This window comes from Actibacterium naphthalenivorans (genome assembly GCF_014196965.1).
GTDB classification, from domain to species: domain Bacteria; phylum Pseudomonadota; class Alphaproteobacteria; order Rhodobacterales; family Rhodobacteraceae; genus Actibacterium_A; species Actibacterium_A naphthalenivorans.
On the sequence record NZ_JACIEQ010000001.1, the window covers coordinates 186,228 to 202,644 of the forward strand.

General features: G+C 65.7%; 18 protein-coding genes. 6 read left to right on the forward strand and 12 right to left on the reverse strand.

The window, feature by feature from the left end:
• Nucleotides 1–26: 26 nt before the first annotated feature.
• The 8 genes from GGR17_RS00900 to GGR17_RS00935 form a co-directional block, all read right to left on the reverse strand.
• A complete protein-coding gene (locus GGR17_RS00900; protein WP_183314763.1) occupies nucleotides 27–1,184 on the reverse strand; it encodes an NADH-quinone oxidoreductase subunit E in 1,158 nt (385 codons plus the stop codon).
• Nucleotides 1,184–1,477: a hypothetical protein gene (locus GGR17_RS00905; protein WP_037208252.1), complete on the reverse strand. Its 294-nt coding sequence runs from the start codon at nucleotides 1,475–1,477 to the stop codon at nucleotides 1,184–1,186. Before GGR17_RS00905 ends, GGR17_RS00900 begins: the two co-directional genes overlap by 1 nt.
• 112 nt (nucleotides 1,478–1,589) lie before the next feature.
• Nucleotides 1,590–2,798 (reverse strand): NADH-quinone oxidoreductase subunit D, encoded by a 1,209-nt coding sequence (locus GGR17_RS00910; RefSeq protein WP_054538470.1) that lies wholly within the window; start codon nucleotides 2,796–2,798, stop codon nucleotides 1,590–1,592.
• A 4-nt stretch (nucleotides 2,799–2,802) separates the two neighbouring features.
• Nucleotides 2,803–3,669, reverse strand: a complete 867-nt coding sequence (locus GGR17_RS00915; protein ID WP_054538469.1) for a sulfotransferase — start codon at nucleotides 3,667–3,669, stop codon at nucleotides 2,803–2,805.
• Between the two features lie 7 nt (nucleotides 3,670–3,676).
• A complete protein-coding gene (locus GGR17_RS00920; RefSeq protein ID WP_037208258.1) occupies nucleotides 3,677–4,288 on the reverse strand; it encodes an NADH-quinone oxidoreductase subunit C in 612 nt (203 codons plus the stop codon).
• A 3-nt stretch (nucleotides 4,289–4,291) separates the two neighbouring features.
• Complete coding sequence (locus GGR17_RS00925; RefSeq protein ID WP_037208260.1) at nucleotides 4,292–4,825, reverse strand: NuoB/complex I 20 kDa subunit family protein; 534 nt, start codon at nucleotides 4,823–4,825, stop codon at nucleotides 4,292–4,294.
• Nucleotides 4,816–5,181 (reverse strand): NADH-quinone oxidoreductase subunit A, encoded by a 366-nt coding sequence (locus tag GGR17_RS00930; protein WP_054538468.1) that lies wholly within the window; start codon nucleotides 5,179–5,181, stop codon nucleotides 4,816–4,818. The genes GGR17_RS00925 and GGR17_RS00930 overlap by 10 nt, the downstream gene beginning before the upstream one ends.
• 225 nt (nucleotides 5,182–5,406) lie before the next feature.
• Complete coding sequence (locus tag GGR17_RS00935; RefSeq protein ID WP_082386553.1) at nucleotides 5,407–6,012, reverse strand: lysozyme inhibitor LprI family protein; 606 nt, start codon at nucleotides 6,010–6,012, stop codon at nucleotides 5,407–5,409.
• A 182-nt stretch (nucleotides 6,013–6,194) separates the two neighbouring features.
• On the opposite strand from GGR17_RS00935, the gene GGR17_RS00940 reads away from it, so the two are divergent.
• The gene (locus GGR17_RS00940; RefSeq protein ID WP_054538466.1) at nucleotides 6,195–6,644 is read left to right on the forward strand and encodes a CreA family protein; all 450 of its coding nucleotides are present in this window, start codon (nucleotides 6,195–6,197) and stop codon (nucleotides 6,642–6,644) included.
• An 11-nt stretch (nucleotides 6,645–6,655) separates the two neighbouring features.
• On the opposite strand, the gene GGR17_RS00945 is transcribed toward GGR17_RS00940, so the two are convergent.
• Nucleotides 6,656–7,879: a DegT/DnrJ/EryC1/StrS family aminotransferase gene (locus tag GGR17_RS00945; protein ID WP_054538465.1), complete on the reverse strand. Its 1,224-nt coding sequence runs from the start codon at nucleotides 7,877–7,879 to the stop codon at nucleotides 6,656–6,658.
• A 150-nt stretch (nucleotides 7,880–8,029) separates the two neighbouring features.
• Nucleotides 8,030–8,698, reverse strand: coding sequence for an HAD-IA family hydrolase (locus tag GGR17_RS00950; protein WP_054538464.1), 669 nt, complete (start codon nucleotides 8,696–8,698; stop codon nucleotides 8,030–8,032).
• Between the two features lie 128 nt (nucleotides 8,699–8,826).
• Here GGR17_RS00950 and glmU point away from each other — a divergent pair, with 128 nt between their 5' ends.
• From glmU to moaA, 5 genes are all read left to right on the forward strand, one after another.
• Nucleotides 8,827–10,179, forward strand: a complete 1,353-nt coding sequence (gene glmU, locus GGR17_RS00955; RefSeq protein ID WP_054538463.1) for a bifunctional UDP-N-acetylglucosamine diphosphorylase/glucosamine-1-phosphate N-acetyltransferase GlmU — start codon at nucleotides 8,827–8,829, stop codon at nucleotides 10,177–10,179.
• A 2-nt stretch (nucleotides 10,180–10,181) separates the two neighbouring features.
• Nucleotides 10,182–12,005 (forward strand): glutamine--fructose-6-phosphate transaminase (isomerizing), encoded by a 1,824-nt coding sequence (gene glmS, locus GGR17_RS00960; protein ID WP_054538462.1) that lies wholly within the window; start codon nucleotides 10,182–10,184, stop codon nucleotides 12,003–12,005.
• A 4-nt stretch (nucleotides 12,006–12,009) separates the two neighbouring features.
• Nucleotides 12,010–12,561, forward strand: coding sequence for a pyridoxamine 5'-phosphate oxidase family protein (locus GGR17_RS00965; protein ID WP_054538461.1), 552 nt, complete (start codon nucleotides 12,010–12,012; stop codon nucleotides 12,559–12,561).
• On the forward strand, nucleotides 12,558–13,235 hold the full coding sequence (locus GGR17_RS00970) for a DNA alkylation repair protein (RefSeq protein WP_054538460.1): 678 nt from the start codon (nucleotides 12,558–12,560) through the stop codon (nucleotides 13,233–13,235). The genes GGR17_RS00965 and GGR17_RS00970 overlap by 4 nt, the downstream gene beginning before the upstream one ends.
• A 76-nt stretch (nucleotides 13,236–13,311) precedes the next feature.
• On the forward strand, nucleotides 13,312–14,319 hold the full coding sequence (moaA, locus tag GGR17_RS00975) for a GTP 3',8-cyclase MoaA (protein ID WP_054538459.1): 1,008 nt from the start codon (nucleotides 13,312–13,314) through the stop codon (nucleotides 14,317–14,319).
• 113 nt (nucleotides 14,320–14,432) lie between these two features.
• Here moaA and GGR17_RS00980 read toward each other — a convergent pair whose 3' ends face one another.
• Entirely contained in the window at nucleotides 14,433–15,170 is a 738-nt protein-coding gene (locus GGR17_RS00980) for a glutamine amidotransferase (protein ID WP_054540349.1), read from the reverse strand.
• Nucleotides 15,171–15,247: 77 nt separating this feature from the next.
• Complete coding sequence (locus tag GGR17_RS00985) at nucleotides 15,248–16,414, reverse strand: M20 aminoacylase family protein (RefSeq protein WP_054538458.1); 1,167 nt, start codon at nucleotides 16,412–16,414, stop codon at nucleotides 15,248–15,250.
• Between the last annotated feature and the right edge of the window lie 3 nt (nucleotides 16,415–16,417).

The window sequence follows — 16,417 nt, forward strand, 5'->3', positions numbered from 1 at the left end:
CCCCGTGAATTCAGTTCCGGGCGTTCCTATTCGTTGTCACCCTTCTTGACGCGATCCGGGAATTCCGCGTTGCCGCCGGATGCCAGAACCTTGGCCTGTTCCACCCAGTCATCACGGCTGACGCGGCCCTTGAACCCCTGGAGGTTCTGATCCACCCAAGCAACCTCATCCGCCGTCCAGGCGGCGACCTGCTCGAAGTGATAAAAACCAAGCTCGTGCAAAAGCTGCTCCAGCTTCGGGCCAACGCCCTTGATCAACTTCAGATCATCCGCCCCGCCCTCTCTGGGCGCCTCCAGCGCGGCGGGCCTGGTGCCCGCACCCGCTGCAGCCGCGGCTGGCGCCACCGCGGGCGCGACCGCCTGCGGCTCGGCCTTGCTCTCGACCGGGGCTTCCCGTCGGTCGATCCCGGTTTCGTCGATCGGCGCATCGCCCGACAGCACAGGCGCATCGGTATCGGTTTCTTCGGTGACGCCGCTCTGCTTGCCCCAAGGCGTCAGCAGCGGCACTTCCGTCCCGTCGATCCGCTTGACGGTATCGCCAAGATCCACCGCCCGCTGAACCGAGGCGTTATATTGCGTGTGGCCGCTGTCGAATTCCTTCAGGCTGGTCAGCCCGGCCAGAGGCTCGGAGGCATAGCGGCCGTTCTGCGGGCCGGGCAGCGGAACCTCGCCCTTCGCCAGGCTGTCGATGATCGCGGCCAGTTTCTCGGCGGTCAGGTCTTCGTAATAATCCTTGCCGATCTGGGCCATGGGCGCATTCGCGCAAGAGCCCAGGCATTCCACCTCTTCCCAGCTGAACTTGCCATCGGCCGAAAGCTGGTGCGGCTTGTCGGCGATCTTCTCGCGGCAAACGCCGATCAGATCTTCGGCGCCGCAGATCATGCAGGAGGTGGTGCCGCAGATCTGGATATTCGCAACCGCGCCCACCGGCTGCAGCTGGAACATGAAATAGAAGGTCGCCACCTCCAGCGCGCGGATATGCGCCATGCCCAGCATGTCGGCCACATATTCGATCGCCGGGCGGGAAAGCCAGCCTTCCTGCTCCTGCGCGCGCCACAACAGCGGGATGATTGCGCTGGCCTGACGGCCTTCGGGGTATTTCGTGACCTGCGCCCTCGCCCAGGCCAGGTTGTCTGGCGTGAAGGCGAAGGACTCAGGCTGGGCGTGATTGAGGCGGCGGAGCATTAGCTGGCACACTCTCCCGATATATAGGTGATGCCACCCTCGTCAGAGGCATCAACGATTTCGTCATAGACGCGAAGCTGTTCAACCACGGCCTGCAGGGTTTCGGGATCGAAGCCGGTGGCATCCTCAACCGCGCTGGCGGTGGTTTCGTCATTGATCGTGCAGCCGACGGCGACGATGGCCGCGCGGAAGGCGTTCAACTGGTCTTCCGTCAGTTCCGTATCGCCATCGGCGAAAACCGGTACCGGGCACAATGCGGCGCAGAATGCCGCGATCTTCAGGGTGGTATTCATGGATAGAACTCCGTTTTTCCGGGCAAACCCGGCACTTGGGTATGACCCTGGCGAAATGCGCCACGGCCGGTTGGGTCCCCACCCAGAAAGCTTTGGCGAAGCAGCGGCCACATCACCGGTCAACCTCGCCGAACACGATATCCATGGTTCCGATGATCGCCGCGACATCGGCGAGCTGGTGCCCTTTCGCGACATAGTCCATCGCCTGCAGATGCAGAAAACCCGGCGCGCGCAGCTTGGCGCGGTAGGGCTTGTTGCTGCCATCGGCCACCAGATAGACGCCGAATTCGCCCTTCGGCGCCTCGACCGCGGCGTAAACCTCGCCTGCGGGCACGTGGAAACCTTCGGTGTAAAGCTTGAAATGGTGGATCAGCGCTTCCATCGAGGTCTTCATCTCGCCCCGCGGCGGCGGCGTCACCTTGCCACGCGCCAGCACGTCGCCCGGCTCGTTGCGCAGCTTTTCGCAGGCCTGCCGGATGATCTTCGTCGCTTCGCGCATCTCGGCCATGCGGACAAGATAGCGGTCATAGCAATCGCCGTTCTTGCCGACGGGAATCTTGAAATCGAACTCGTCATAGCATTCATAGGGCTGCGCCCGGCGCAGATCCCAGGCCAGGCCCGATCCGCGCGCCATCACGCCGGAAAAGCCCCAGTTCTGAATGTCTTCCTCGGTGACGATACCGATATCGGCATTGCGCTGCTTGAAGATGCGGTTCTCGGTCAGCAGACTGTCGATGTCATCCAGTACCGCCGGAAAGGCCTCGGCCCATTCGTCGATATCCTCGATCAGCTTGGGCGGCAGATCCTGATGCACCCCCCCGGGGCGGAAATAGGCGGCGTGCAGCCGCGCACCGCAGGCGCGCTCATAGAAGATCATCAGCTTCTCGCGCTCTTCGAACCCCCAGAGCGGCGGGGTCAGCGCGCCCACGTCCATCGCCTGGGTGGTGACGTTCAGCAGGTGGTTCAGCACGCGCCCGATCTCGGAAAACAGCACCCGGATCAGGCTGGCGCGGCGCGGCACCAGCGTGCCGGTCAGCCGTTCGATCGCCATGCACCAGGCATGTTCCTGGTTCATCGGCGCGACGTAATCCAGCCGGTCCAGATAGGGCAGGTTCTGCAGATAGGTGCGGCTTTCCATCAGCTTTTCGGTGCCGCGATGCAGCAGGCCGATATGCGGATCGGCGCGTTCCACGATCTCGCCGTCCAGCTCCAGCACCATGCGCAGCACGCCATGCGCCGCCGGGTGCTGCGGGCCGAAGTTGATGTTGAAATTGCGGATCTTCTGCTCGCCGCTCAGTACGTCGTCGAAATTTCCGTCCATGGTGTTACACCCCCACCCTGTTCGTTTCCCAGGCGCCGGGAAGCCGGCCGAGGCTGGCCTCGACAAATTCATATTGCGGCCGCAGGAAACCCGCGGCGCGGTTGCGCTGTGCGTCGGTCATCTTCAGTGGCACGCCCTCATGCGCCCTGGCCCCGAAATCGGCCGGAACCGGTGCGATGCCCAGAAATGCGCACAGCCGGGCGATGGTCGCGCCGGTGAACAACTCTTCATAGAAGGCCAGAAACAGGCGCGACGGGTCCAGCGCCGAAGTCATCCGGCGCAGGGCACCGCGATAATCGCCGCGTTGAAGAATATGGTCCTCGCCACCCGAAAGGGCACGCTCGAGGATCGCCCCGGCGCGCTGCGCAAGCTCCTGCCCCTTCGCCGCGCGGCGGCCCGCAATCATGCGCACATGGCTCCACAGCCGCGCGACAGGGTCCCGCAGGAGGTATATGAACCGCACGTCAGCCGACATTCCGGCCATCCTTGCAAGACGCCCCTCCGACAGCAGAGCATAGGCCGGCGTTATGTCAGCAATAAGGCGTTCCCCGCCCCGGCCACGGTTCAGAAACGACAGGTATTGCCCCTGATCGGCGGATGCCAGCACGCCCTCATATTCCTCTATCTCGGCGATGCGCCGCGCGCGGTTCGCATCATCGGCGGCATCGGCCTGCCGCCGCGCCAGCTTGCGCCGGCGCTCGGCAAGCATGCGCAGCTGCTCTGCCGCGCGGCCGTCGTCGATCGCATCGAAGAAATGCAGTTCCTTGATCGTGCGCAGGTGGCAATCGGGATGCGCGCAGAGATAGCGGTAAAGCCAGCTCGTGCCCGCCTTGGCAGCGCCTATCCCGAACAGAAGCGTTGCGTCCGCCATCGCCGCCCTACCCCTTTGCCCCATCGGTTTTCTCGTCGCCGGGAAGGATGTATTCGGCCCCTTCCCAGGGACTCATGAAATCGAACTGCCGGTATTCCTGCACCAGGCTGACGGGTTCGTAGACCACGCGTTTCTGCGCCTCGTCATAGCGCACTTCGGTATAGCCGGTGGTCGGGAAATCCTTGCGCAGCGGATGGCCGCGAAAGCCGTAGTCGGTCAGCAGGCGGCGCAGGTCGGGATGGCCCGAAAACAGGATGCCGAACATGTCGAACACCTCGCGCTCGAACCAGCCGGCCGAAGGGTGTATCTCGGTGATCGAGGGAACCATCTCGTCTTCGCGCACGGCGCATTTCAGGCGGATGCGGTGGTTCTGGTACATCGACAGGAAGTGATAGACGACATCGAACCGCGCCTCACGCTCCGGGTGGTCGATGGCGGTGATGTCCACCAGCGTCGAGAACCGGCAGGTGGCGTCGCTTTTCAGAAACTCCGCCAGACCGACCAGAGACGACGGAACGACCTCCAGCGTCAGCTCGTCCAGCGCGATCGAATAGGAGATCACGCAATCGGGGCGCTTCAGGCTGATATGCGTGCCAAGCTCGTTGAGGGCCTCGCTCATGACTTACCTCGCGATCGTGCCGGTGCGGCGGATTTTGCGTGACAGCTGCAGGATGCCGTAGAGCAGCGCCTCTGCCGTGGGCGGGCAGCCGGGCACATAGATATCCACCGGCACGATCCGGTCGCAGCCGCGCACGACGGAATAGGAATAATGGTAGTAGCCGCCGCCATTGGCGCAAGACCCCATCGAGATCACATAACGCGGCTCGGGCATCTGGTCATAAACCTTGCGCAGCGCCGGCGCCATCTTGTTGGTCAGCGTGCCGGCCACGATCATCAGATCCGACTGGCGCGGGCTGGCGCGCGGCGCGGTGCCGTAGCGTTCCAGGTCATAGCGCGGCATCGAGCTGTGCATCATCTCGACGGCGCAGCAGGCCAGACCGAAGGTCATCCAGTGCAGGCTGCCGGTGCGCGCCCAGTTGATGACATCCTCTGTCGAGGTCAGCAGGAAACCCTTGTCCTGCAACTCCTTGTTCAGCGCCTGCGTGGCATGTTCGCGGTCAGGCCCGGCGGTGTTGGCGGCGGTGCTCACTCCCATTCCAGGGCTCCTTTTTTCCACTCATAGGCAAAGCCGATGGTCAGCACGGCCAGAAACACCATCATCGACCAGAAGCCCACATCCCCAAGATCGCCGAAAGCGACGGCCCAGGGGAAAAGGAACGCGATTTCAAGATCGAAGATGATGAACAGGATCGAGACGAGATAGAACCGCACGTCGAACTTCATGCGCGCGTCGTCGAAGGCGTTGAAGCCGCATTCATAGGCCGACACTTTTTCCGGGTCCGGGTTGCGCACGGCCAGAACCACCGCCGAAAGGATCAGGATCGCGCCAAGGGCGGTTGCCAATCCGAGGAAAATGATGATGGGCAGATACTCTCTCAGCAGCTCGTCCACGGCGCATCTCCTTCTCGCGCCCCACGGGACGCGCGACTGTTATCTGATCGAGGTTTACCCCTCGCATGATACCGGGTCAACCAAGCGCGGCGGCGCAAAGCCCCTTGGTTTCGGGACATTTTGAAAAATGTGAACCGCGCGGTACACTCCCTGGCGCCGCAAAGCCGCCCGGCCGAGTCGCATTGCGCCGAAAAGCGCCCGCGTTTGCGGGATGCGGGCGGGCCGCTACATCTCTTCCCGCAGGGACCAGAGCGCGATGGCCTGCGCGGCGGTCATCGCCCTGTGGCAGTCGGCGCCCGCGATCATGCGCATGGAGCCCGACCCCCAGAGCGCATACTGCAACGCGCAGTTCGCGTCGCGATAGGCCCGCCACGCCTCCTGCATCGCAGGAAGCGCGTCCGCACTGTGCGCGAACTCCGGGAAGTACTCTGCCTCGGCCTGATCTACGGTGCCCAGCCACGCCAGCGTCCCGGCATATTCATGCGCCATGCGCGCGTCCCAGAACGCGGCCTCCGCCAGTTGGCAGGTCATGATCCCGAAGGTGGTCTGCCCACCCTCCTCCTGCGCGGAGCAGGCAGAGGCCAGCCGACCGGCACATGCCTCTTTGGCCGGCGCCGTCTGCGCGGCCTCGTAGCAGGAAAGAACCGGCCCGCCGTAACGGTCGATCAGCGCCTGCGTCGTGGCGTCATCCTGCTGCGCCGCGCACAGGACGGGCCAGGCAGACGCCGCCACCGCAAGGACGGACCGGCAATGCCCCCGACCTCTCCCGCCGCCCCACGACCACGCGGATTGCGAACAGGGTGACGCATGCGAAGCGGGAAAGCGGGGCATCGGATCTCCGGGCGCAAAGGGCTGGACGTGCGGAAGCAAAGCGTAACCGATCCTCCCGCATGTGGCCACGCGGGATGTGGCACCCGCCCCGGCGTATAAATCGGGTTGAACCAAATGGCGGGCCTGCGCATTACAGTGGTGACACCGTCGCAACAGAGGCACAGCGGATCATGATCAGACAAATGCTTGCAACATGCGCCGCGGGCCTTGCGCTTGCGCTGCCCGCCGGGGCCGAAGAGGTTGGCAAGGTCGGGGTCGACTGGGTCGGCAATGACATCGTGATCGAGGCGATCGCCGATCCCAAGGTCGCGGGCGTGACCTGCCACATCGCCTATTTCGACCGGTCGGTGCTGGACCGTCTGGCCCAGGGCAACTGGTTCGAGGATCCGTCGAACGCGTCTATCGCCTGCCGCCAGACCGGGCCGATCACCATCGGCGACATCGACCGCAGCGCCCGCGGCGAAGACGTGTTTCAGGAGCGCCGCTCGATCATCCTGAAGTCGCTGCGCGTCAAACGGATATTCGATGCCGAAAACCAGACGCTGATCTATCTGGCCCATGCCCGCGAACTGACCGAGGGCTCGGCCAAGATGTCGATCTCGACGGTGCCGCTCTACCGCCCCGGCGACTGAACGGCGCCGGTTTATCCGGTCGCGGCGCCGCTGCCCTCCTCGGCCTGCCACAGGGCCGAAACCTCGGCCCGGATGATCCGCGCGATCAACTCGCAATCGGCGGTGGAAAAGGTCAGCGGCAGGCGCATGTCGATCAGCCCGGCCAGCACCGCGTCGGTCTGCGGCAGGGCCGGCGTGGCGGCATAGCGCCAGTGATCATAGCGCGAGGTGAAGGCCACGGGCTCCTGCGCGCCGAACCATTTCAGCTCGACCCCGCGCGCGGCGCAGCGGCGCAGCACCTCCTGCAGCTTCGCCGTGACCCATCCCTTGAGCAGGAACTGGAACGAAGACCCTACGAAGCGCTCCGCCGCCGGGCGACGGAACAGGGTCAGGCCGGGCGTGTTCTCCAGCCCCGCCTCGACCGCCCGGTAAAGCCGGTTCCATTTCTCGCATTGCCCGCGCAGCGCGCGCAGCTGCGGGCGCAGGATCGCGGCGCGCAGATTGTCCATGCGACCCGAGATATTCGGGGTGTCGAATTTCACGCGCTCGAACACCTCGGCAGGCGGCGCGGCGCGGTGGCGATCATAGAGCATGTAGGACCCCGACAGAAAAATGGCCCGCGCCATCACCTCGGGATCGTCGGAAATCAGCAGCCCGCCCTCGCCGGAATTCATGTGCTTGTAGGTCTGGGTCGAATAACAGCCGACCCGCCCGTGCCGCCCCGAGGGCACGCCGTTCCACGCCGCCCCCATCGTATGCGCGCAATCCTCGATCACGGTCACACCGGCCCGGTCGCACAGCACCATCAGCCGGTCCATGTCGCAGATATGGCCGCGCATGTGGCTGAGCAGCAGGGTACGCGCGCCGGTGGCCGCGATCTGCCGTTCCAGATCGTCCAGATCAATGGTCAGATCCTGCGTCACCTCAACGAACACCGGAACGGCGCCAAGTCCGACAATCGCGCCGGGCACCGGGGCCAGGGTAAAGGCGTTGGTCAGCACCTTGTCGCCCGGCGCCACGCCCACCGCCCGCATCGCGCATCCCAGCGCATAACCGCCCGAGGCCACGGCCAGGCAGTATTTCGCGCCGGTGAAGGCAGCGAATTCCTGCTCCAGCTCGGCAACCTCGCCCACCTCACCCTCGACAAGGTTGTAACGGTGCAGCCGGCCATGGCGCATTGCCTTTACCGCCGCCGCGATGCCCTCTTCCGGGATCGGCTCCTGCTGGGTGAAGCTGCCTGTGAAAACCTCTTTCATCAGGTCACATTGCGGGGCGGACAGGGCCAGGTCAATCGCCCGTGGGGCCGCCGCGCCGTTTATTGATCAGCGACAAAACCGCCCAGCCGGGGCCGCTGCCCCAAGCGGCGAAAACAATTCCCGCCACTCTCCTCAGGGGCGTTCCCGAGGTCATCCCGGAAGCAGCCGCGCCGCAACGTCGAACAGCGAATCGAAATCGTCCAGCAGCGCCTCGGGCTTCAGTGCCGCCACCGCACCGCCCTCGGGCCCGAAGGTGACAAGGGCGCAAGGCACCCCGGCCGCGCGCGCGGTTTCGCGGTCGGTCACCGTATCGCCGACCAGCATCGCCCGCGTCAAACTGCCGCCCGCCCGTTCCACAGCCGCGCGCAGCGGCGCCGGGTCCGGCTTGCGCACCGGCAGCGTATCGGCCCCGATCAGCGAGGCAAACCTGTCGCGGATCCCCAGCCGCGCCAGAAGCGTTTCGGCCAGCCCCTCGGGCTTGTTGGTGCAGATTCCCACCGCAAAACCGGCATCGCACAGCCGCTCGACAGCCTCCAGCGCGCCGGGATAGAGCGCGGTGAAAACGTCAATCTGCCGCGCGTAGGCATCCAGCAACAGGGGGAATTGCGCGTCGATATCCGCCTCGGCCCAGCCGGGCCGCGCCCGCTCGAACCCCAGCCGCAGCATCGCCCGCCCGCCCCGGAACGCGGTGGCCTGATCGGCCGACGGATCCAGTGGCGCGCCAAGGCCGAGCCCGCCGAAACACGCATTGGCCGCCGCGATCAGATCGCCGCTGGTATCGGCAAGCGTGCCGTCCAGATCGAAGATGACCGTGCGCATGTCGCCCCCTTTCGGCACCTTATCGCCGAGGTCTGAAACCTTGCGAAACGCCTTTTGATAATGCCCGCTCTTGCGATCGGGCCCATCCCCGATAAAAGGAGCGTGAACGGAAGGAAAGAGCGGAATTCATGGCGACAGCGCTGATCATCCTGGCCGCAGGCCAGGGGACACGGATGAAGTCGGACCTTCCCAAGGTCCTGCACCCTATCGCCCATGCGCCGCTTCTGGTGCATGCGATGAAATCAGGCGCGGCGCTGGAGCCCGACCGCACCGTGATCGTCGCCGGGCACGGCGCCGAAGCGGTCGAGGCCGCCGCCCGCGACCATGATCCCGACGTGATCGTCGTGCGCCAGGACGAACAGCTTGGCACCGGCCACGCCGTGGCGCAGGCGCGCGCGGCGCTGGAAGGGTTTGACGGCGATGTCATCGTCCTGTTCGGCGACACGCCGTTCATCCGCCCCGAAACGCTCGCCGCGATGGCCGCCGCGCGCGATGTGCATGACGTGGTCGTGCTGGGGTTCGAGGCCGCCGATCCGGGCCGCTACGGCCGCCTGGTGATGGCCGGCGACAGCCTGGAGCGGATCGTGGAATTCAAGGACGCCACCGCGGCGGAACGCGCCATCACCTTTTGCAACAGCGGCGTGATGGCGGCGCGGGCGGAGGTGATGTTCAGCCTGATCGACGCGCTGAGCGACGATAACGCGGCCGGCGAATATTACCTGACCGATATCGTGGCGCTGGCCCGCGCGCGCGGGCTGTCGGCCGGGGCGGTGGCCTGCGACGAATCCGAGACGCTGGGCGTGAACACCCGCGCCGATCTGGCCGCCGCCGGCGCCGCGTTTCAGGCCCGTGCCCGGGCCGGGGCGCTGGACGACGGGGTGACGCTGGCCGCGCCGGAAACCGTGTTCTTCGCCCATGACACGGTGATCGGCCGCGATGCGGTGATCGAGCCCAATGTGGTGTTCGGCCCCGGCGTGACGGTGGAATCCGGCGCCCTGATCCGCGCCTTTTCGCATCTGGAAGGCTGCCACGTGTCGCGCGGCGCGGTGGTCGGCCCCTATGCCCGGCTGCGCCCCGGCGCCGAACTGGCCGAGGATGTGCGCATCGGCAATTTCGTGGAGATCAAGAATGCGGTGATCGCCGAGGGCGCGAAGGTGAACCACCTGAGCTATATCGGCGATGCCTCGGTCGGGGCCGGTGCCAACATCGGCGCGGGCACGGTGACCTGCAATTACGACGGCGTGTTCAAACACCATACGGAAATCGGCGCGCGGGCCTTCATCGGCTCCGACACGATGCTGGTGGCGCCGGTGCGGGTGGGCGCCGGTGCGATGACGGCGTCAGGTTCCGTCATCACATCCGACGTGCCCGACGACGCGCTGGCGATTGGCCGCGCGCGCCAGGAGGTCAAACCGGGACTTTCGCGCAAATTGTTCGAAAAGTTGAAGGCTGCCAAGGCAAGACAGCAGAAAAGGGATTAAAAATGTGCGGTATTGTAGGGGTTCTCGGCAACCACGAAGTCGCGCCCATTATCGTCGAGGCCCTGAAACGGCTTGAATATCGCGGCTACGACAGCGCCGGAATCGCCACCGTGAACGACGGCGTGCTCGACCGGCGCCGGGCGGTGGGCAAGCTGGTCAACCTGTCGGACCTTCTGGTGCATGATCCGCTGCCGGGCAAGTCTGGCATCGGGCATACACGCTGGGCCACCCATGGCGCGCCGTCGGTCGGCAACGCGCATCCGCATAAATCGGGCCCCGTGGCCGTGGTGCATAACGGCATCATCGAGAACTTCCGCGAGCTGCGCGAAGAGCTGAAGGCCGCCGGCCTGAGCTTCGAATCCGAAACCGACACCGAAACCGTCGCCCTTCTGACGCGGTTCTACCTCGATCAGGGCCTGTCCCCGCGCGAGGCGACAGAACGCACCCTCGCGCGGCTCGAGGGCGCCTTTGCGCTGTGCTTTCTGTTCGACGGCGAAGACGATCTGATGATCGCCGCGCGCAAGGGCTCGCCGCTGGCGATCGGCCATGGCGACGGCGAGATGTTCGTGGGCTCCGACGCCATCGCGCTGGCCCCGCTGACCGACCGGATCACCTATCTGGCCGAAGGCGACCGCGCCATCCTGACCCGCGAGGGCGCCGTGATCATCGACGCCGAAGGGCGCCTGGCCAACCGCCCGGTCAAGACCATCCAGCTCGATGCGGCGCGGGTCGAAAAGGCCGGGCACAAGCATTTCATGGCCAAGGAGATCGCCGAACAGCCCGTGGTCCTGGGCGACGCCCTGCGCCACTACCTGTCGGCCGACGGGCGCGACGTGGACCTGCCCGACGGCGGCCTCGATTTCACCCGGTTCGAGCGGATCACCATGGTGGCCTGCGGCACGGCCTATCTGGCCTGCCTGACCGCGAAATACTGGTTCGAACAGCTTGCCGGCATCCCCGTCGATGTCGATGTGGCGTCGGAGTTCCGCTATCGCGAACCGCCGGTACCGGCCGGCACGCTCGCGCTGTTCGTCAGCCAGTCCGGCGAAACCGCCGACACGCTGGCGGCGCTGCGCTATGTGTCAGGCAAGGCCGAACAGATCGTGGCGGTGGTGAACGTGCCCGAAAGCTCCATCGCGCGGGAAAGCGACCTTGCGTTGCCAACGCTGGCCGGGGTGGAAATCGGCGTGGCCTCGACCAAGGCCTTCACCTGCCAGCTGACGGTTCTGGCGCTGCTGGCCCTGAAGGCTGCGGCGGCCCGGGGCCGGCTGGACGCCGACACGCTGGCCGCGCATCTGGCCGGGCTGCGCAACCTGCCCGGCCTGATGAACATCGCACTGGGGATGGGCGCCGACATCAAGGCGGTTGCCCGCAAGCTGGCCGAGGCGCGCGACGTGCTGTTCCTTGGTCGCGGCGCGATGTTCCCGCTGGCGCTCGAGGGCGCATTGAAACTCAAGGAAATCAGCTACATCCACGCCGAAGGCTATGCGTCGGGAGAGCTGAAACACGGCCCCATCGCGCTGGTCGACAAGCATGTGCCGGTGATCGTCATGGCCCCGCATGACCGGCTGTTCGACAAGACCGTGTCGAACATGCAGGAGGTGATGGCCCGCGGCGGCAAGGTGGTGCTGATCACCGATCCCAAAGGCGCGGCCAAGGCGGGTGACGGCGCCTGGAAAAGCATCGTCCTGCCCGAAGCGCCCGACCTGCTGGCGCCCATCCTCTATGCCCTGCCGGCGCAGCTTCTGGCCTATCACACCGCCGTGGCCAAGGGCACGGACGTGGATCAGCCGCGCAACCTGGCGAAATCCGTAACGGTGGAGTAGGCCGGTGGCAAGGCAGTTCGACGGAATCGAGCCCCCGCACCGCGCCTTCATCGAGGCGCAGCACATGTTCTTCGTCGGCTCCGCCGCGCCCGAGGGCCGGGTCAATATCTCGCCCAAGGGGATGGACAGCCTGCGGGTGCTTGGCCCCGACCGCATCATCTGGCTGAACCTGACAGGCAGCGGCAATGAAACCGCCGGGCACCTGCATCAGGCTGACAGGATGACGCTGATGTGGTGTTCCTTCACCACCCGCCCGCTGATCCTGCGCGCCTATGGCACGGCGCGCGCCCTGCACCCGCGTGATGCGGATTGGGCCGGGCTGATCGGGCTGTTCCCGCCCCATCCCGGGGCGCGGCAGATCTACGATATGCGGGTCGGAATGGTGCAAACCTCCTGCGGCTATGCGGTGCCCTTCTTCGATCACGCGGGCCCGCGCGACACGCTGGCGAAATGGGCGGAGGGCAAAGGGCCGAAGGGCATCCATGCCCATTGGGAAGAAAAGAACCAGACCACGATCGACGGCGCACCAACCGGAATTCTGGACCCGCAAGCATGACGCTGGACGACGCGCTCGATGCGCTGAAGGCCCATGCCGTGCCCGGCCGCGCCGAAGGCTCGGCCCGCTACCACAAGGTGCCGCGCGCCTATCTGGGGGTGACCAACCCGGCGATCAACGACCTGACGAAAGCCTGGCGCCGCGCGCTGAGCGTCGACGAGCGCGTGGCGCTGGCCCGCGCCCTGTGGGGCACCGACATCTTCGAGGCCCGGCTGGCGGCGGCGAAACTGCTGACCCAGGCGCGCATCCGCCCCGACGGCGCGGTCTGGGATCTGATCAGATCCTGGGTGCCGGATTTCGACAGCTGGGCGATTGCCGACCACGCCTGCATGGCGGGCCAGAAACGCCTTGTCGCCGATCCGTCGCGGCTGGACGAGGTCGAACCGTGGTCCCGCTCCGATCACATGTGGACCCGCCGCGCGGCGCTGGTGATCACCCTGCCCTGGACCCGGCAAAACCACCCCAAGCCGCGGGATCTGGAAATCCGGGACCGGGTGCTGACCTGGGCCGCCGCCTATGCGGACGACCCGGAATGGTTCATCCAGAAGGCCGTGGCCTGGTGGCTGCGCGACCTGTCGAAACACGACCCCGACCGGGCGCGCGCCTTCCTGCAGGCCCATGCCGACAGGATGAAACCCTTCGCGCGCAAGGAAGCGGGGAAATATCTGCCCTGACCCGCCGCAAACGCGCAGGGCACACCGCGCGGAATGCCGCTTGCCCTGATCCCCCGGCAGACGTAAGTTGCCCCGCATGACCCCGCAGTTGATCGACCCTTTCGCCCGCGCCGTCACCTATCTGCGCGTCTCGGTCACCGACCGATGCGATTTCCGCTGCGTCTACTGCATGTCCGAAAACATGACCTTCCTGCCCAAGAAAGAGCTTCTGACGCTGGAAGAGCTCGACCGCATGTGTTCCACCTTCATTGGGCTCGGCGTCGAAAAACTGCGCATCACGGGGGGCGAACCGCTGGTGCGCAAGGGCATCATGACCTTCTTCCGCGCGATGACCCGGCATCTGGAGTCAGGCGCGCTGCAAGAGTTGACGCTGACAACCAACGGCTCACAACTCGAGCGTTTTGCCGATGATCTCTTCGCCGTCGGCATCCGCCGGGTGAATGTCTCGCTCGACACGCTGGACGAGGCGAAATTCGCCCGCATCACCCGCTGGGGCCGCCTGTCCCAGGTACTGCGCGGCATCGACGCGGCGCTGGCGGCAGGGCTGAAAATCAAGATCAACACGGTAGCGCTCAAGGGCTTCAACGAGGATGAACTGTTCCACCTGACCAGCTGGTGCGCGGAACGCGGCATGGACCTGACCTTCATCGAGGTCATGCCGATGGGCGATCTGGGCAATGAAGACCGGCTGGGCCAGTACTGGCCCCTGACCGACCTGCGCGCGCGGCTGGCCGGGGAATACACGGTGACAGACCTGGCAGAGCGCACCGGCGGCCCGGCGCGCTATGTCCGGCTGGAGGAGACCGGCCAGAAGATCGGCTTCATCACGCCGCTCAGCCATAATTTCTGCGAAAGCTGCAACCGGGTGCGGATGACCTGCACCGGCGCGCTCTACATGTGCCTCGGCCAGGAAGACATGGCCGACCTGCGCAATCCGCTGCGCGATCATCCGGACGAGGACGGGCCATTGATCGCGGCGATACACGCGGCCATCGGGATGAAACCCGAAGGCCACGATTTTGACTACTCCCGCCAGAAAGCTGACGGCCAGGTCTCACGCCATATGAGCCACACCGGCGGCTGACAGTCCTTCCCTTCATCTTTCCGGAAAATATCCCCGCCGGAGGCATGGAATCTTTTGGGCACGCCAAAGGTTTTCTTGCCTCCGGCGGGGATATTTTCAGAAAGATGAAGCCATCAACGCTGATATGTCTTCACGAAGTTCCGCAGGATGCGTTCGGGCATCTGCACGTCTGCGGCATGGCACATCGCGATCAGGCTGTCGGCCTCTTCGGGCGCGAAATACCCCTTGTTGCGATAGATGCGTATACGCAGCGCGAAACCTTCGCTGTCGGCCTCGGGGTGGAATTGGGTGGCATAGACGTTCCGGCCGAAACGGATCATCTGATAGGGGCAGGTCGGGGAGGACAGAAGATGCGCGCAACCCGTAGGCAGGGTTTGCAGCGCCTCTTTATGGCCGACGAATGCATCGAACCGGTCGGGCAGCCCCTGCAGAAGCGGGTCGGCGGCGCCCTCCGCCGTCTGGCGGCAGTCGGCGGTGCCCACCGGTTCGCTGAACCTCTCCTTGGTGACGGCGGCGCCCAGGTGGTGCCCAAGCACGCCGATGCCGTAGCAGCAGCCCATCAACGGGAAATCGGCGGCGGTGATCGCCGGCATCAGGCCCAGAACCGCCTCTTCGATCCGCTTTTCCACCGGCGACTTCTTTTCCGGCGGGTCGGAGACGCAGCCGGGCCCGCCGCCGATGATGACACCGGAGTAATCCTCGAGATGCAGGTCCTTCGGGATCGGGTCGCGGTCCAGCAGGATGCGGCGGGTCCGGGCGGCGGTCAGCCCGCCCTTGCGCAGGAGCGCGGCATATTCGTCGTCCGAGGCTTCGGCTTCGGGGCGCAGTTGCAGGATCAGGAACGGTTTCATCGGCGGGCCGGGCTGGTTGCGGACCCGGGTCTGGTGCCCGATCGCCGGGGCGGCGTCAATGCGGCGGCGCGGCGCGGTCAGGCCGCGGGCATCCGGCTTTCGACGATTTCGGCCCACCAGGAGCAGCCGGCCGGGATGGCGTCATCGTTGAAGTTGTAGTCGGGCGTGTGCCAGGCCGGCCCATCACCGATGCCCATGAAGATATAGGCGCCGGGGCGTTCGTTCAGCATGAAGCTGAAATCCTCGGCCCCCATGACCGGGGCGATGTCATCCTCGACCAGGCCGGCCACCTTGCGGGCGGCCTCGGCGGCGAAGGCCGTCTGATCGCGCGCGTTGACGGTGACGGGGTAGCCGCGGGAAAAGGCGACCTCGGCGGTCGCGCCGAAGGTCGCGGCGGTGCCGGTGGCGACCTGCTTGAGCCGCTCTTCGACGAAATCCTGCACCTTTGGGTCCAGTGTGCGCACGGTTCCGCACAGGTTCACCACCTGCGGGATCACGTTATGCGCGGTGCTGTCGGTGCGGATGGTACAGACCGACACGACCGCCTGTTGCAGCGGATCGACATTGCGCGACACGATGGATTGCAGCGCGATCACGATGTGGCTGGCCACCAGCGCGGTGTCGATACAGTCATGCGGCCGCGCGGCATGGCCGCCCTTGCCGGTCACGGTGATTTCGAACTCATCGGCGGCGGCCATCATCGGGCCGGGCCGGATGGCGAACTGGCCGGTGGGAAAGCCCGGCAGGTTGTGCATGCCGTAAACCTCCTGGATGCCGAACCGTTCCATCAGCCCGTCTTTCACCATCGCGCGGCCGCCGCCGCCGCCCTCTTCTGCGGGCTGGAAGATGACCACGGCGGTGCCATCGAAATTGCGGGTTTCGGCCAGGTAGCTTGCCGCCCCAAGCAGCATGGCGCTGTGCCCGTCATGGCCGCAGGCATGCATCCGCCCCGGTGTTTTCGAGGCATAGGCCACCCCGGTTTGCTCATGGATGGGCAGCGCATCCATATCGGCGCGCAGGCCCACGACCCGGCCCGTGGTATCGGCCCGGCCCCGGATCACGCCGACCACGCCGGTGCGGCCGATCCCCTCGACCACCTGATCGCATCCAAATCCGCGCAGCAGCTCCGCGATGCGGGCGGCGGTGCGGTGGGTGTCATAATCCAGTTCGGGATGGGCGTGGAAATCGTGGCGCCAGGCGGTGATATCACCGTGCAGTTCGGCAAAGCGGTTCTTGACGGGCATGGG

Excerpts from the sequence above, each read along its gene's own strand:
- GGR17_RS00980 (WP_054540349.1), bottom strand. The coding sequence starts at position 15,170 with ATGAAACCGTTCCTGATCCTGCAACTGCGCCCCGAAGCCGAAGCCTCG.
- GGR17_RS00985 (WP_054538458.1), bottom strand. The coding sequence starts at position 16,414 with ATGCCCGTCAAGAACCGCTTTGCCGAACTGCACGGTGATATCACCGCC.
- GGR17_RS00970 (WP_054538460.1), top strand. The coding sequence starts at position 12,558 with ATGACGCTGGACGACGCGCTCGATGCGCTGAAGGCCCATGCCGTGCCC.
- GGR17_RS00915 (WP_054538469.1), bottom strand. The coding sequence starts at position 3,669 with ATGGCGGACGCAACGCTTCTGTTCGGGATAGGCGCTGCCAAGGCGGGC.
- moaA (WP_054538459.1), top strand. The coding sequence starts at position 13,312 with ATGACCCCGCAGTTGATCGACCCTTTCGCCCGCGCCGTCACCTATCTG.
- glmU (WP_054538463.1), top strand. The coding sequence starts at position 8,827 with ATGGCGACAGCGCTGATCATCCTGGCCGCAGGCCAGGGGACACGGATG.
- GGR17_RS00905 (WP_037208252.1), bottom strand. The coding sequence starts at position 1,477 with ATGAATACCACCCTGAAGATCGCGGCATTCTGCGCCGCATTGTGCCCG.
- GGR17_RS00925 (WP_037208260.1), bottom strand. The coding sequence starts at position 4,825 with ATGGGAGTGAGCACCGCCGCCAACACCGCCGGGCCTGACCGCGAACAT.
- GGR17_RS00950 (WP_054538464.1), bottom strand. The coding sequence starts at position 8,698 with ATGCGCACGGTCATCTTCGATCTGGACGGCACGCTTGCCGATACCAGC.
- GGR17_RS00945 (WP_054538465.1), bottom strand. The coding sequence starts at position 7,879 with ATGAAAGAGGTTTTCACAGGCAGCTTCACCCAGCAGGAGCCGATCCCG.
- GGR17_RS00900 (WP_183314763.1), bottom strand. The coding sequence starts at position 1,184 with ATGCTCCGCCGCCTCAATCACGCCCAGCCTGAGTCCTTCGCCTTCACG.
- GGR17_RS00920 (WP_037208258.1), bottom strand. The coding sequence starts at position 4,288 with ATGAGCGAGGCCCTCAACGAGCTTGGCACGCATATCAGCCTGAAGCGC.
- GGR17_RS00910 (WP_054538470.1), bottom strand. The coding sequence starts at position 2,798 with ATGGACGGAAATTTCGACGACGTACTGAGCGGCGAGCAGAAGATCCGC.
- GGR17_RS00940 (WP_054538466.1), top strand. The coding sequence starts at position 6,195 with ATGCTTGCAACATGCGCCGCGGGCCTTGCGCTTGCGCTGCCCGCCGGG.
- GGR17_RS00935 (WP_082386553.1), bottom strand. The coding sequence starts at position 6,012 with ATGCCCCGCTTTCCCGCTTCGCATGCGTCACCCTGTTCGCAATCCGCG.
- glmS (WP_054538462.1), top strand. The coding sequence starts at position 10,182 with ATGTGCGGTATTGTAGGGGTTCTCGGCAACCACGAAGTCGCGCCCATT.